This window comes from Streptomyces ortus, from assembly GCF_026341275.1.
Lineage (GTDB): Bacteria > Actinomycetota > Actinomycetes > Streptomycetales > Streptomycetaceae > Streptomyces > Streptomyces ortus.
This window is the reverse complement of the sequence record NZ_JAIFZO010000002.1, coordinates 16470-30928: the sequence shown is the minus strand read 5'-3', so window position 1 is coordinate 30928 and position 14459 is coordinate 16470. Positions and strand designations below refer to the sequence as shown.

General features: G+C 67.4%; 16 protein-coding genes. 4 read left to right on the top strand and 12 right to left on the bottom strand.

Annotated elements, in window-relative coordinates; genetic code table 11:
- The first annotated feature begins 292 nt into the window (after positions 1-292).
- Positions 293-1423 (top strand): DNA polymerase III subunit beta, encoded by a 1131-nt coding sequence (gene dnaN / locus K3769_RS02935; protein ID WP_267024863.1) that lies wholly within the window; start codon positions 293-295, stop codon positions 1421-1423.
- Between the two features lie 183 nt (positions 1424-1606).
- Here dnaN and K3769_RS02930 read toward each other — a convergent pair whose 3' ends face one another.
- A complete protein-coding gene (locus K3769_RS02930) occupies positions 1607-2083 on the bottom strand; it encodes a hypothetical protein (protein ID WP_267024862.1) in 477 nt (158 codons plus the stop codon).
- Positions 2084-2404: 321 nt separating this feature from the next.
- Between K3769_RS02930 and K3769_RS02925 the strand changes: the two genes are divergently transcribed.
- Positions 2405-2782 carry a hypothetical protein gene (locus tag K3769_RS02925; protein ID WP_267024861.1) on the top strand — a complete coding sequence of 126 codons (378 nt, stop codon included), beginning with the start codon at positions 2405-2407 and terminating at the stop codon, positions 2780-2782.
- A gap of 99 nt (positions 2783-2881) precedes the next feature.
- Here K3769_RS02925 and K3769_RS02920 read toward each other — a convergent pair whose 3' ends face one another.
- The 7 genes from K3769_RS02920 to K3769_RS02890 all read right to left on the bottom strand — a co-directional run bounded on the left by K3769_RS02920 (position 2882) and on the right by K3769_RS02890 (position 8237).
- A complete protein-coding gene (locus tag K3769_RS02920; protein WP_267024860.1) occupies positions 2882-3034 on the bottom strand; it encodes a hypothetical protein in 153 nt (50 codons plus the stop codon).
- 361 nt (positions 3035-3395) lie between these two features.
- Positions 3396-4712, bottom strand: a complete 1317-nt coding sequence (locus K3769_RS02915) for a pentapeptide repeat-containing protein (protein ID WP_267024859.1) — start codon at positions 4710-4712, stop codon at positions 3396-3398.
- Between the two features lie 149 nt (positions 4713-4861).
- Entirely contained in the window at positions 4862-5584 is a 723-nt protein-coding gene (locus K3769_RS02910; protein WP_267024858.1) for a DUF6082 family protein, read from the bottom strand.
- 50 nt (positions 5585-5634) lie between these two features.
- Entirely contained in the window at positions 5635-5892 is a 258-nt protein-coding gene (locus tag K3769_RS02905) for a DUF6313 family protein (RefSeq protein WP_267024857.1), read from the bottom strand.
- Positions 5889-6302: a DUF6313 family protein gene (locus K3769_RS02900; protein WP_267024856.1), complete on the bottom strand. Its 414-nt coding sequence runs from the start codon at positions 6300-6302 to the stop codon at positions 5889-5891. Before K3769_RS02900 ends, K3769_RS02905 begins: the two co-directional genes overlap by 4 nt.
- 181 nt (positions 6303-6483) lie before the next feature.
- Entirely contained in the window at positions 6484-7440 is a 957-nt protein-coding gene (locus K3769_RS02895; protein ID WP_267024855.1) for a hypothetical protein, read from the bottom strand.
- The gene (locus K3769_RS02890; protein ID WP_267024854.1) at positions 7437-8237 is read right to left on the bottom strand and encodes a ParA family protein; all 801 of its coding nucleotides are present in this window, start codon (positions 8235-8237) and stop codon (positions 7437-7439) included. Before K3769_RS02890 ends, K3769_RS02895 begins: the two co-directional genes overlap by 4 nt.
- Positions 8238-9208: 971 nt before the next feature.
- Between K3769_RS02890 and K3769_RS02885 the strand changes: the two genes are divergently transcribed.
- Complete coding sequence (locus K3769_RS02885) at positions 9209-9658, top strand: hypothetical protein (protein WP_267024853.1); 450 nt, start codon at positions 9209-9211, stop codon at positions 9656-9658.
- Positions 9659-10173: 515 nt separating this feature from the next.
- Here the strand turns inward: K3769_RS02885 and K3769_RS02880 are convergent.
- From K3769_RS02880 to K3769_RS02865, 4 genes are all read right to left on the bottom strand, one after another.
- Positions 10174-10551, bottom strand: a complete 378-nt coding sequence (locus K3769_RS02880; protein ID WP_267024852.1) for an ATP-dependent DNA ligase — start codon at positions 10549-10551, stop codon at positions 10174-10176.
- Positions 10552-10571: 20 nt separating this feature from the next.
- Positions 10572-11456: a non-homologous end joining protein Ku gene (gene ku / locus K3769_RS02875; protein ID WP_267024851.1), complete on the bottom strand. Its 885-nt coding sequence runs from the start codon at positions 11454-11456 to the stop codon at positions 10572-10574.
- 261 nt (positions 11457-11717) lie between these two features.
- The gene (locus K3769_RS02870) at positions 11718-12203 is read right to left on the bottom strand and encodes a lamin tail domain-containing protein (RefSeq protein WP_372514856.1); all 486 of its coding nucleotides are present in this window, start codon (positions 12201-12203) and stop codon (positions 11718-11720) included.
- Positions 12204-12938: 735 nt separating this feature from the next.
- Positions 12939-13310, bottom strand: a complete 372-nt coding sequence (locus tag K3769_RS02865; RefSeq protein WP_267024850.1) for a DUF6233 domain-containing protein — start codon at positions 13308-13310, stop codon at positions 12939-12941.
- Between the two features lie 94 nt (positions 13311-13404).
- Here K3769_RS02865 and K3769_RS02860 point away from each other — a divergent pair, with 94 nt between their 5' ends.
- Positions 13405-14412 carry a DNA polymerase Y family protein gene (locus K3769_RS02860; RefSeq protein ID WP_267024849.1) on the top strand — a complete coding sequence of 336 codons (1008 nt, stop codon included), beginning with the start codon at positions 13405-13407 and terminating at the stop codon, positions 14410-14412.
- The last annotated feature ends 47 nt before the right edge of the window (positions 14413-14459 follow it).

Genomic DNA, 14459 nt, shown 5'->3' with positions numbered 1-14459 from the left:
CTGGACACCGCGCCCCGACATCACCGACCCCGCCCCCGGCCTGCTGGTCATCGTCCGCAGGGACACCGACCAGCTCACCGTCGAAGACGAGGACGGGCAACGCCAGCAGATCCCGCTGTGCGCGCTGGCCACCTACGAACTCACGTCGTGGTGCTGGATACGCGACGACACCCCCTGACATACCCCTACCTGTGCACGTCCCCGGTCCGGGCGGGGCCGCCTGTCGTGGGCGGCCCCGCCCAGACCGCTTTTCGCCGACCGGCACCACCGACCTCACAGACAGGAACTCTTCGTGCAGTTCACCGTCGACCAGATCGACCTCGCCGCGGCCGTCAGTTACGCCGCCCACAGCCTGCCCGCCAAACCGCCCGCCCCCGTCCTGGCCGGACTGCTCCTGACCGCCACCGACGACATGCTGCGTATCAGCGCCTTCGATTACGAGACGTCCAGCGACACCACGATCCCGGCCGCCGTCACCGGCCCCGGCCGCGCTCTCGTCTCCGGCCGGCTCCTCACCGACATCGCCGCTCGCATCCGCGGCACCGTACGCATCGAACTCGACGGACCCCGCCTGATCCTGACCGCAGGCAGTGCCCGGTTCACCCTGCCCACGCTGCCGCTGGAGGACTACCCGCAGCTCCCCGACCCCGGCACCGGATCCGGCACGCTGCCCGGCCCGGCGCTGGCCGAAGCCGTTACCCAGGTCGCTGCCGCGCTCGGCAACGACGACGCCTTGCCCGTCCTCTCGGGGATCTCCCTGCACCACGACCAGGAGGCGGGCACGCTCACCTTCACCGCCACCGACCGCTACCGGTTCGCGGTACGCACCCTCACCTGGAAGCACTGCGACCTGACCGGAGAGCGCACCGCCCTCGCCCCCGGCACGCGCCTCCTGGACGCGGTCAAGGCCTGCGCCGATGACCCCACCGTCGACCTGACCATCCCCGGCGACAGCAACTCGGGTCTGTTCACCGTGCGCAGCGAGACCAGCACCTCCACCTTGCGCGCCATCGAGGGCTCCCTGCCCGCCTACAGCACGCTCTTCCCCACCGAGTTCGCCCACACCGCCACCGTAGAGATCACCGTGCTCAAGGAAGCCGTCCAGCGCGTCGCCCTGGTCGCCACCAGGAGCACCCCCGTCCGGCTGACCTTCACCGCCGACGGCTCCCTCGTGCTGGAAGCCGGCAGCAGCGACGACGCGCAAGCCGTCGACACCGTCGACACCGCCCTCCGCGGCGAAGAACTGAACATCGCGTTCAACCCGGGCTTCCTCGTGGACGGCCTCAACGCGCTCACCGCCGGCGGCGCAACCGCCGTCGACTTCCAGTTCACCTCCCCCACCAAACCGGCCGTCCTGCGCGGCCACGACAGCCACGACCACGCCCTGCGCTACGCGCTCATGCCGGTCCGTCTCACCAGCTGACCCCACCCCTCAGGCATGCGGGGCGGCCGTCGACACTGCTCCGGCCGCCCCGCAGCGCTAACGCCCGCGCTTTGCGAAGGAATCAGCAGCCCATGACCGCACTCACCGACGCCCGCCCAGCCAGAGCCACCCTCACCGGTAGCGAGGGGCACGAGCCGTTAACGGGACGACGGGGGCGTGAATCTACGCTTGGGCAAGGGAGAGGCTGCCTGAAATGCCGAGTTCCGCACGTGCAGTAGAAATGGCGGCGAGGCGAGCTTCAGAAAGGTGAATGTGTACGGCCTCCTCCGTGAGCTGCCTTGCTGATTCGGTGAGTCGCTCGCTAAGGGTGTAGACCGCATCGGCTACCGGCTGTGTACAGAGCAGGTGCACCTCGACATGGAGCAGCCAAAGGCGACTGGTCAGGTCTGCGACCTCCTCGGCTGCTACCTCTTCGCCGTCGTAGCGCCGCTCCGCAACCCGCTCGAGTGCTCGCACAAGTGAGAAGAAGCGGATCAACACCTCTTTACGTTCGTCCCGGAGACGCAGATCGGCTGCGCGCCGATCTTGATCAGCTGAGGTCCGTGCTCGCCACCGCTCGCTGAGAAGAACGCTGGCGCTGCCGATACCAGCGCCGAGCAGCCCGGTAGCGGCCGTGATGATGATCGCCCATAGATTCATGGCACCCACTGTGCTGTCTGTTTGAGAGCCGCATGCCGTAATCCGGTAATAGGCACCCGCCAACGCGGTCGTACCCGCACGGCACCACACTCTGGCGATCAAACCCCGGTGGCAGCCGCGCCGACAGCCCGCTCCTGATCCTCCCCCGCGGCCACGTCGCGGACTTCTCAACCGATCACGCAGTCCCTGCCACCGTGCACCTGCGCGCCGCCGAACCCGCCGGGCAACTGGACGACCCGTGGAACCCCCTGCCCGGCTCAACTCACTTGGGCGGCCGCCACCTGACGGCGACCTCGATTCACCCTGTCCAGGAAGGAACCCATGCGTCACCAGACCGCCAACACCGCCTCCCGCCCGCCGATCGTCGTCCTGTGCGGATCGACCCGGTACTGGGAGCAGTTTGCCGAAGCCACCCTGTACGAGACAGCGGCTGGCCGCATCGTCCTCGCCCCCGGCTGCAACCTCAAGCAGTCCCACCCGCTGTGGGCCGACCCCGTTCAAGCAGACCGCCTCAAGCAGGTGCTGGACGACCTGCACCTGCGGAAGATCGACCTCGCTGACGAGGTCCTCGTGGTCTGTCCGGACGGATACATCGGCGACAGCACGGCCCGTGAGATCGCGTATTCCCGCAGCCTCGGCAAGCCCATCCGCTACACCCACGCCCACCCCGCACCCGACGGGGAGGCGAACGGTGGCTGACACCACCGGCGGTGACTCGATGCCCCCTGAGCAGGCTGCATGGATCCGCGAGTACGTGTGGCGTCCGTCGTGGCTGCGCCACTTTGCGTTTTGGGCCACTCACATCTTCAGGACCAGCATCAGCGCCGTGAAAGCCGCCAGTGTGACTCCCAGCGTCGGCATAAGCGCAGGAGCGACCACCACGGCGATGCCGGCGACAGCGGCACCGATCGCAGCCACCGTGACGATCAGGGTGCGGTCGTTGGACGGCATGAATGTCCTCCTCAGTCTCCAGAAAAAGATGTCCCCTCCGGACACCCCGGACTGTGAGGGAGGCAGGGGTAAGCGGCGCAACTGCCGTGTGCCGTGAGGGGCCCGAGGTACTGCACCGCCCGGAGCATCCGGGTTTGATGCGGGGCTAGGCCTGACCTAGCGGTTCGGTCCCTTGCTTTCGGTGTCCGGTGGACTCCCCAAGTGGGGAGTGATGCCCGCAAGCCAGTGCTGGCAGGGGCTGAGGGTGTGCCCCGACATCCCTGCCCTGTCCCCGCCGTCGTCCTGGCCTCAGGCCATTGGCGGAAGGTAGGTGAGGCGCCTCCCACTGGTACAGATGTGGGCGGGATTCGCAGACGGCCGGTTAAGTCCTCTCCGGCAGCCATGCGGCAGCAAGAGCGACCGTCGCCGGAACCGGAATACCGACGGCAGAGAGAAGCCCTTCGGGAACCGGGCCCGTTACACCTCTGAAGTGCACCGTGCTGCCGGAGAACACCGCCCCTCGGAAGTTCATCGTGCCGCCGGAGAACACGGCGTCGCGGAAGTGCACCGTCCCGCCGGAGAACACCGCTCCGCGGAAGTACACCGCGCCACCACGGAACAGCGCGTCGCGGAAATGCACCGTGCTGCCGCAGAAAACGGCGTCGCTGAAATGCGCCGTGCCACCGGAGAAGACGGCATCGCTGAAGTGCACTGTGCCGCCGGAGAAGACCGCTCCGCTGAAGTAGACCGTGCCACCGGAGAAGACGGCATCGGTGAAGTGCATCGTGCCACCGGAGAAGGCTGCCCCGCTGAAGTAGACCGCGCTGCCGGAGAACACGGCGTCGCCGAAGTACACCGCGCCACCACAGAACACCGCGCGGTTGAAGTGCAGCGCGCCGCCAGGAAACACCGCTCCGCTGAAGTTGACCGTGCCGCGAGGGAACACGGCTTCGCTGAAGTCCATCGTGCAGTCGATGGTGACGCCGCTGAGGTCGAGGTCGCAGCCCTGCCAGGAGCGGTGGGTTCCCATGGGGCGTCGGTAGTGGTCGCTGATGAGGCGCAGGATTGTGTGCCGGACTTTGCGAAGGGCCAGATAGCGGTGGTGTCTCTCCTGGTGTGCCGGGTCGCTGTTGCCGGGGTCGGGTGTGAAGGGGAGCTGGAGATAGGCGCACAGGACATCGATGCAGGTCTGGCGTAGGTCTTGCGTGGGGGCGTCATCGGCGAGGCCGGACAAGGCGTGGACGCCGCCGAGCCGGACTGCGGGTGAGTCCGATCCGAGTTTGTCGACGGCTTGGGAAAAGCGTTCGGCGTGCAGGCGGGTGGCTTCACGGTGGGCGCCGGCCTCGTCGACGCGCTGACGACGGTAGGCGACGACCAGGGCGACCAGCGCGCCGGCTCCGGCGACCACCCCGAAGGAGAGTTTCACCAGGTCGAAGAGCGTCTTGGCGTCGAGCTTGGTGGTGGTGTCGATCTCCTTGAAATCGAGCAGCACTACCAGCCCGTAGAAGATACCGCCGGAGACCAGGACAGCAGCGGCGAAGGCCCAGGTCAGTGCCCGACCGACCTTCCACAGCCGCAACTCCCGATCATTCGGGGCGGGGCGCGGCCTTCGATTGGCTGTCATGACACTCAAGACAGGGTGCGGAAGGCGGCGGTTGCGAGTAGCGACCACCGCGCCTACAGCGACCCGTACGAACACGACGCCCTTGTGTTCCTGGCGGCCGCGGTCGGCAGGGAGAGATGGAACCACAGACGCTCCGGTCCACGTCGCGCCGCCGGAATGCTCTGACGCACACGACCGACCCAGGAAGAGGCCGTCAGAGGTACGGGCCTCTTGTGTTCCAGAGCTCAGTCGGTTGGGGGCTCGCCCACGACCCACCAGTCGTCCGTATCGGCTTCGTCCAGATCCATAAGCAGCGCGTCTCCCATACGCCCGATCTCTGCCTCGGCTGAGCCCGGAGCGAGACTTGCTCTGTGAGGACGTGTCGCCTCCCAGTACTCGCGAAAGATCGGGTTGACGAAGAGGATGCGCAGATTCCCGAACAGCTCCTGCCTAGTCGCGGCCCCGATCCGCCATTCCAGCAGATAGGTTCTGTAGACAGCCTCGATGAACAGGAACTGCTTGCGCTTCGCGGGTGTGACCTCGACGGCGTACACGTCCAAGGTTGCCGCGAAGTCCGGGTTGTCGATCGCCTCGCTGAGCAGACCGAGACGCATGTCGTGCACCGTCACCAAGTTTGTGAGGTACTCATCCCGGTCCCGTCGGCGCTGCCCGCCCACACGCTGCACCTGCCCCCGTGAGGAACTCCCTCGACGCGCTTCGGCAATGCCCTGCGAAAGGCCGGTCAAGAAGCGACTCGCACTCAGGCCGAATCGTCGGCCGCGCGCCTTCCACGCGTCCCTTGCCCCGCCGTGTGCCGCCATGAAGAGCCGCCTCAAGTCGTCGATGTCCGCACCTGTCGGATCGGTCCGCATGCCGATGGCGGCGATCATGGCGGCCACCTGATGGATCTCACCGGCCTGCCGCTCCGAAGACGCATCACGCAGCATCTGCTCGATGACCGCGTCCACCGGCTTACGCGGAGCCATAGAGTTGCCCTCGTCCGAGGGCTGACGCCTTGTCATAGCGCACATGCCCAGCACTTGTGCTCTTGTACCAGCGTCCAGGCCAGCATTTGAGCAAGGCGCTCGGCCCGGCGTAGCGCCTCGTCCGCGTGCATGCTCTCCAGCTCCTTGGCATTGTGCGCGATGTACTCCACTGTCCGCGACCAGTGATCCTGCGCCCTGCTCCACTCACCATCATGCGGATCTTCAACGAACTTCTCGACAAACTCGCGCGCTTCGCCGCCCTCCGCATGAAGCTGATGTAGCGACTTCACTCGCGAACCTCTGGCGGATCCACCGAGTAGCCTGCCTCCCTGCGCATTTGTGCCAGAAGTTCCTCCGCGTCCACAGTTCTACGCCGATCGATCTGGCGGGTGACGAGATAGCCGGCAGCGCCCCCGATGATGGCCGGTACCAGCAGCCAGCCCAGCAGCCCCAATGCGTATCCGTAGAGCGGAACCTCTGTGTCCCCAGGCGCTTTGAGACCCACCAGCACTTCGTACGCGGAGCGCCACCCGAGGGATACGCCCCCGACGACGTACAGCAGGCAGAAAGCCGCGAACCATGCAGGGCCCCGTGTAACGAGCCAATATCGTGGGCGGTTCAACCGCGATAGACCGCGAATTTTGTCGCGTGTCCGCTCCACCCAGGTTGGCTTCGGTGGAACCATGACAGGCTCGGACATGGCGTCACCGTAGCGACTGGACACCGGCCGGGGCAGGCCCATCACGCAATCAGCTGACATCCAGCCCTTGATCACTCTGCCCTCTGTGACAGACGACAGGAAGCGGAACATGTGTAGGCCCCGCAGTCCACCGAGATTCCCCTGGAGACTGTGGGGCCTACGCGCTGGTGATGTGGTGCCGTCAGGCGTTCTGGTCGACGTCCAGGATCTCAGCGTCGACGGGCTGCTTCTCCAGCTCCGCGACCACAGTGCGCCGTGCCGCAGCCAGACGCTTGGCGACCCGCTGCAGCTCCGCGTCAAGCTCATCCAGCTGCGCGCCAACGGCGACCGGATCAGCCTCCGCAGCTGTCTTCACGGCTGAGGGTGCGAGCATGGTGTATACCCGCTCCCGCACGACTGCTGCCGTCCGTTCCAGCCCAGACGTTGTGACGGCGGCAGGGGCCGACGGAGTCGGGTCAGAAATTTCTGACCCCACGTTCTGGCTCGGAATCGCCGGGGCTGTCAACTCGCGTGCCGTCTGCGTCAGCAAGGCCGCCGTCGGCCTCTTCTTGCCCAGCTTGGACGCTTCCGCGAGGCTCTCCGTCATGACGACCTGAGCTGTCTCCAAGCCGTGGTTGGTGATGACGTCCGCCATGACCTTGCGGGTGGAGGCCTTGGTGAGATGCTGCGCGAGATCCGTTCCGAGCTCGCTGACGGCCCGAATGCGTGCCGCGTCCTGAAGAAGCTCGAAGACGTACTTCTCTTCGATATCCAGGACCCCGCCCGCCCACTGCGCGAAGTTCGAATGGCCGGCCACCTTGTGCAGCCCGCGCTCCTGCGCGATCTCCAGCAAGACGCCCTTGTTGAGGACCATGAAGTCCTCGGCCCGCCTACCGAGATTATCGATCTCGACAAGCCGGTCGGTGACGTAGGCGAGCTGCTCTTCGGGTGTGCCCTGGACGTCATCAGCGGAGAGAACTCGGGCCCCGGCGAAAGCGCTGCTGGCGGCGGCGAGAACGGGAAGAGCGTCGGCGCTCTGCTGAGTCGCTTTTTCCGGCGCACGGCTCTGCAGCTCGGCAGGCACAGCCGGGTCAACGGCCGCGTCAGCCGCCTTCCTCAGACGACTCGTGCCCGCTTTGATCAGCTTGTTGTTGCTCACTCCGCCACTCCTGCTGCGATGAGGATCCGGTCGTAGGCATCCGTGAGTGCTTGAGCCTCACGGCCGGGCGCGTCTGTGATAGGCACGCACGCGAAACGCGTCTGCTGACGCAACGAGTGACGGGGGATCACCAGGTCGTCGCGGTACAGCGAACCGTACTCATCGGCGAGGAACTCCCCTATGGCGTCTTTCAGGGTGCTGCGCCCGCCCGGGACTATCGACGGCACGATGCCCACCACCCGCAGGTCCGGGTTCATGCCCAGGTCCTTGACGAGCTTGATCGTGTTCAAGGCTTCCTTCGCCCCGATGCGTCCGTCCTCGTCAAGTGTGGCGGGGATGATCACATCGGTCGCGGCTACCAGAGCCGACGTCACCAGTTTCCCGCCGGCCCGAGGAGGCAGGTCGAGAATGCCGACCATGTTCTCCCCAACGACGCCCTTCAATCCCAGTCGCAGCCGGAACTCCAGCCCCACAGCAACATTGTCGGTCTCCCGGTTGGCCAGAGCCCGCTCCGCCGCGATGACCTGCACGCCCGACCAGGCTTCCGACGCAGGAGCGAACGCGTCTGCGGCCAGGCCCGTCTCACCCTGAGGGTCGAGGGCCAGCAGGTCGTTCATGGAGAACGCCGGTGCCTCCTCGGCCGAGATGCCCAGCTCCGCGGTGAAGGTCCCCCGCGGGTCGAGATCACCCGCGATGACACCGAGCTTTCGTTTCCGTGCAACCGCGACCAGGCCCGCGGACAGGGCACTTTTGCCCACGCCGCCCTTCTCGCTGTAGACCGCCAGCACTCTGCTCATGTCGGAACCCTCGTCAGTCGATGCGCCCATTTCACGGGCGAAGCGTATCGACAAGGAGCTGCTTGACCAGCGGGTGACTGGCACATTTCCGCTCACTGCGCGCCTGAACCAGGGCATCGTGACCGAGGTGGACGGGAAATGCGACCGAACCAGCTGATCAAGTCGACACCTGTGTAGGGCACTTGAGGGTGATCGGTGGGTGGCTGCCAGGCAGGCAGCCACCCACCGATCCTGCACTCTGGTCCGGTCGCAGCGCACGACCGGGCCGGGAACATCTGGCGGTGCGTGCTGGTTGCAGCAGGTGTGGTTATGGAGGGGACAGTGTCCCCGGGCCTCACCTATAGCCCATGAGGACGATCGTTCGGCTGAAGCCTCATGGAGCCTTTCGCCGCGTAGGCGACCGCCCCTCCACAACCACGCTCTTTGTGAGCAGCCGCTGCCAGGACTCCCTTCCTGACAGCGGCTGTTCGCGTCCTGCCGTGCAGTGAATGCATTCCGGACGAACCGGCACCGATGCGGAGGCCATGATTGGGACACAGCCTCCGCTGCGGCGCCCCGGTGACGTACCCGACTACGGCCGGTCAGCGCGGTGCGATCGTGCGGGGGACGTCGACGCCGACCTTCACCACCAGTCGGCCGGACCAGCATTATTCAGTGTTGCCCGTGTGCCCCAACCGGCGCTCAGCGACCAGCCCGTCCACGGGGACTGCCAGGGCCTGCCGGATTGGGAATGCTGGTGTGTGGGCTGACCGCGCGGGACAGGGCGGTGGCGTAGCCGGACGCTTGGCGGCTGGAAGAGATCATCGGCTAGACGCAGAACATTGCTGAGCTCACCGTCCGGTAGGCACGGCAGTGACATCGCGGTAGGCATCAGCAGACCGGCCTGTTCGGGCTCGCGGAATGTCGTCCTTCTCGACTGGGTACGACTGTTGGCTCCGCACACGGTCGACTTACTATGGGGGCGAACGCGTGTGAACCAGACCGTAGTCGTCATATCGGGTACCGCACTGCTGATCAGCCTCTACTCGCTCTACCGGTCGGCCAGGAACGACCGGCGGGACGTTTCTCTGAAGCTGCACGAGTCGCTTATCGACCCGAAGCTTCAGTCCGGCCGGAAAGTGCTTCACGAGATGCAAGGAGGCCCCGGAAGCCTGACGCCCGAGCAGTACGAACTGGCGAACAGAGCTCTGGCAGCACTGGACATCGCTGGCTTCTACTGCGCAAAGAAATATGTGCGCGAGAAGGACTTCCTGGAACTCTGGGCACCTGCGCTGGTGACACTAAAGCGCTCTGCAGCCCCCTTTTTAGCGCACCGCGACGCCCAGCGGCCCGGCGCCGTACCCGTGTGGCCTTACTACCGGCGTCTGACCGAGCGGTCCGAGGAGTATCTGCGCAGCCGGGGAGTGGACATCGACAACTAGTGGCTACGGCTTACGTATCGTTCCGCTGACGCCTCATGAGCCTGTTGCCGCGTAGGCGACTGCCCTACACGACCACGCTATTCACCGCAGCGGCCGCAGGGACCCGCTCCTGCGGCTGCTGCGGAACGGCCTCGTTGGAGCACCCGAAGACTTCACAGAGGGGTGGTGGGGAGACGAATGACTGCTCGCGTGTGTCTGCGAAGCCGTCCTGTCCGCGCGGCAGTGGCTCTTAGTACTGCAGGCGTCCCTCGGTGTCGTACCTGCCGAGCAGGAGCGTGCGTGGTGCTGTGGTTTGGCCGGTGATGGCGCCGACGATAGCTTCGGTCGTCTCGTGCGCTTTGTACTTCGACCAGCCCCTGGCCGACGGCCGGTACGGGCCGTCCAGCTTCTTGAAGGCGACGCCCTCCAGCCCGACCGTGGTCCAGGTGGTCAGTCATTCGTGCACGGTGTGCGGGTCGGTGGTCGACGGGCACAACGCCAACGGCGCCACCAGTCGGCGCTCGCGGAACAGTTCCTCAAGTGCCGCCCGGCGCCGCGCATAGGGCGGTGCCCGCCAGGCGTAGGACGTTGAAGGCGACGAAGTGGGCCGGTTGCTGCGCGGCGGCCCGGACGGCTGAGGGACCGCGGCGGTGCAGACGGTTCTGCAGCTGCTCGAACGCGAGCCGCCCGCCGGCACTCCACACGATGAGTTCGCCGTCCAAAGTGGTGGAGTCCGGCAGCTGCGCGCCGCCGGCCACAATCTCAGGAGATGAGGACGCCATCTGGGTGCTGCGGCGTGAGCGCAGCACGACCTGGTTGCCGTCGTCGGGCAGTGCCGCGCGGAAGCCGTCCCATTTCGGGTCCGCGGCCGACCGCGCTGGTAAGGCGGGGATGCTCACTGCATGGGTGAGCATGGGCTCCGGCAGGAATTACGTCATGCACTGCGTTTCGCCTTTGCAGCCGTCTTCTTGGCAGCGGTCTTCTTGGCAGTGGTCTTCTTCGGGTGTAGTTCGTGGACGTCGGCGTTGCTCTCGCCGCGGGAGGTCCGGGCTTTTTTCACGGAGGCTTCCAGGGCGGCCATCAGGTCGACGACCTTCCCTTGGGGTGACGCCGGTTCCGGCATTTCGGGGGGTGCGTGGCCTTCGCGTTTGGCTTTGATGACTTCGGCGAGGGCGTCGGTGTAGTGGTCCTCGAACTCGCTGCCTTCGAGGTCGTCGCGGGTCATGTGGTCGATGAGGGCCTGCGCGCCCTCGATCTCATCGTCCGACACCTCTACCGCGTCGGGGATTAGTTCTTTGGGGGAGCGGATTTCGTCGGGCCAGCGCATGGCGTGCAGGACGATCGCGTCGTCGCGGACGCGCAGCATGCCGAGGCGTTCGCGGCCGGACCAGGCGTATTTGGCGATGGCGACCTTGGCGCTGCGTTCGAGTGCCATCCGCAGCAGTTTGTACGGTTTGGCGGCGACGGGGCCGTCGGCCTGGAGGTAGTAGCCGTCGCCCACCTGCAGGGGGTCGATCGAGGCGGCGGGGACGAACGCGGCGATCTCGATGGCCTTCGCGGTGGGCAGCGGCATCTCGCGCAGTTCCTCATCGGTGACCGCGATGAGGGTGTCCTTGCTGATCTCGTACGCCTTGCCGATCTCGCCCTGGGGGATCTCGCGGTCCTCGATCTCGCAGATCTTGCGGACGCGGACCCGGCTCATGTCGTCGAGGTGGTACTGGTGGAAGCGGATCGCGTGGTTCTCGGTCGCGGACACCACATGGATCGGCACGGTCACCAGACCGAACGAGATGGCACCTGACCAGATGGTTCGGGGCACGACAAACCTCCTGTACGGCCCCGAGGTCTTCAGCGTACGAGGAGCCGACCGGACCGGCACGCGCACCGCGACTGCGGCCTCGGGCCGGTCATCGGGCCGGTCCTGCCGCCTGCCGGCGACGGACAGCTCACCGCGGCCCTGGCGCACGCAAGCGGCGGCATGGCCCGGCGGTTGATGAAACCGCCGGGCCATGCCGCCGCAGGTCGCTACCTGCCGCAGGCCATCACTTCACGGTCACGGCCTGGGGCGGGGTGGGGGTGGTCAGCGGCGGTGGTGCCCGCCACCACCGTGGCCGTGGCCCCAGGACTCGCGGTCGATGCGGCGGTCGTTGTCGTTGCGCAGGGTGGCGGTGTCGGAGCGGTTGTCCCACACGTAGTGGCGGCGGTCCTGGTAGACGTGGCCGTCGCGGTCGCGGCCCTCGCCGGTGTGGACGCGGACGGACTCGTGGCCGCCGAGGCGGTAGTGGCGGAAGGTGAAGGTGTGGCCGTCCTCGTCCGTGAGGGTCCAGCCTTCGAGGTTGACGGCGCGCCGTCCGTCGTTGGTGATCTCCACCCACTCCTTGTTCAGGGAGCGGTTGGAGCGGTCGTCGCGGCCGGGTGAGTCGTACTGCACGGCCGAGATCTCGACGTGGGAGCGCCGGGCCTGCTGCTGGCTGCTGTCCGCGGTGGCGGGCAGGGCGGTGGCGCCGAGGGCCGCGCCGGCGGCGAGGACCGCGGCGGCGATACGGCGGGTAGAGCGTGAAGACACGAAAATCCCCCAACGGTGCGTGTCCCGGCGGCCGGCCCTGACCGGTCACCGTGGACGGTGGTGCGTTCCCGGCGAGTGCCGAGGACCCACAGCTTGGCCACGCCCGGCCTGATGCGGCAGATGTCCTGCTTGGTGTTGCTGTATGCGGACATTTCCGTGACTGTCGGATGTATCCCGCAGCTATCCCGGCGGACTGGCGGCGCCAGGTCGGTGCCCGCCACACCCACACCGCAGGACCGCCGTGGAAGCGGTTTCCAGCTCCCCGCACGCCCCCGCCCCACTCCCGCCACGCCCCCGACCGGCCCTCCCGCATACCCGTAACAGGTCGCAGACCCGGTTTGTCGCTCCGCTGTTCCCCCGCACAGGTAGGCGTTCGATTCCCCTGGCGGCGCCGGTCGTTGCGGAGGCGGCCGAACGGCGACTCGTCAGCGGGTCCTGCCGTCACCTCGCCTGTGTGCGGGTGCTGGTGAAGTGCACGGCCGGTCCCCAGTTGTCGCGGGCGGCTGCGAGGCACCACTGGCACAGGGGTAGTCCACCACTGCCGTATTTCAGCGTGGCGCGTTGGCAGCCGGAACACGGTCCGACGTGACTGCTGGAGGTTTTGAAGGTCGACGGGTCCGGTTCGCTGATTGGTGGCGGGGGAGTGCTGGTCATCGCGGGGTGTCCTGTCGGGGGTGCGGAAGTGGGTGGACACCGCGGTGCAGTGTGGCTGGCCGTGACAGTGCGGGAAGCCGGTCAGTGCGCCGCGGCGTGAAGGGCCGGGCGGCTGGATAAGGGGATGTCGAGCGCGGTGTCCGGGGCGCAGTGGCTGCACGCGCGCAGGCCGGCATCGAGAAGCCGGCGGGCTTCGTCACGGCTGATGGGCCGGCGGCGCTTGCCGATGGCGTAGCAGCGGCCGGCGTGGACTTCGACGGGTGGGCGGCCGTCACCGATACCGAGTTCGACGACCCATTCCGGTTCCGGGAGCCGGGCGAGCCGGCCGTGTTCCTGCTCGGCTTCGCGTTGCCGGACGGTGGCGATCTTTGCGTCGATACGCTCCAGCCACATGGCGTGCCAGGTCCTCAAGGTCAGCAGTCTTGCCAGGTCAGCGGGCAGGTCATCAAACATAATCTCGCTCCTGGATGTGCGGACCGGTCCGGCCCGTCCACTCGCGTGTTCGAATACTAGTTCGATAGTCTGCGGGTGGAGGAGGTGGGGTGCCATGGCGGCAGCGGAAGGCCAGGTGAGGGTGTCGAGTGTGATGCATGTGCGCTGTCCGGACCGGCTGCCGGATGACGTGTTCCGGCAGGTCCTGGAGCAGTGTGCGGAGCTTTCCCCGACCGTCCAGGCCCTGCCGCCGTCCGCGGCTCTGGTGGAGCTGAAGGGCGCCCTGTGCTACCACGGCGCGGACGCCCGGCGCCTCGGAGAAGTGCTGCGGGTGCGCACGCTCTCGCAGCTCGGCACCGACGTCCGCGTCGGCATCGGGCCTACGATCACTGTTGCGGCGACCGCCTCCGGCCAGATCGACGGCCCCGGCGGTGTCCTGGCCGTGGACCCGGACCAGGTTCTCGACTGGCTCGGGCCGCTGCCGGTGGAGGCCCTGCATGGTGTGGGTCCGAAGCAGGCGGCGGCGCTGCGCGAGTACGGCGTGCACTGCGTCGGTCTGCTCGCCGCGGTCCCGCCGGCCACGGTGCAGCGTCTGCTGGGTGGTAAGGCCGGCCGGGTTGCCGTCGACCGGGCCCGCGGCATCGACCCCCGTCCGGTCGCCCCGCGCGCGATGCCCGCGTCCGCGAGCGTGCGGCACTCCTTTGTCCAGCACACCCTGGACGGCGCCGTGGTCCGCGGCGCCCTGCTCGACCTGGTCGTCCAGCTCGGGCTCCAGCTGCGCGGCCGTGGCCAGGTGGCGCGCGGCCTCACCCTCGTGCTGCGGTTCGTCGGCGGCACGTCGTGGGAGAAGACGCGCCGTCTGCCGGAGGCGTCCGCGCACGAGGACGACCTGCGCACGATGGCGTACCGGCTCATCGATGCCGCGGGCCTGCAGCGCGGCCGACTGACCGGGCTCGTCCTCAGGGGCGAGGACCTGGTCGACGCCGGCCAGATCGCCGAGCAGATCAGTCTCGACCAGGCACGCGAGGACCGGCTGGTCGCGGAGGCGGTCAGCGACCGCATCCGAGGCAAGTTCGGGCCCGGCGCGATCGGCCCGGCCGCTACCTTCCGCCGCGCCTCCTGACCACCCCCACCCCCACCCATCGGCTACACCGGCCCAATCTGCCCTGG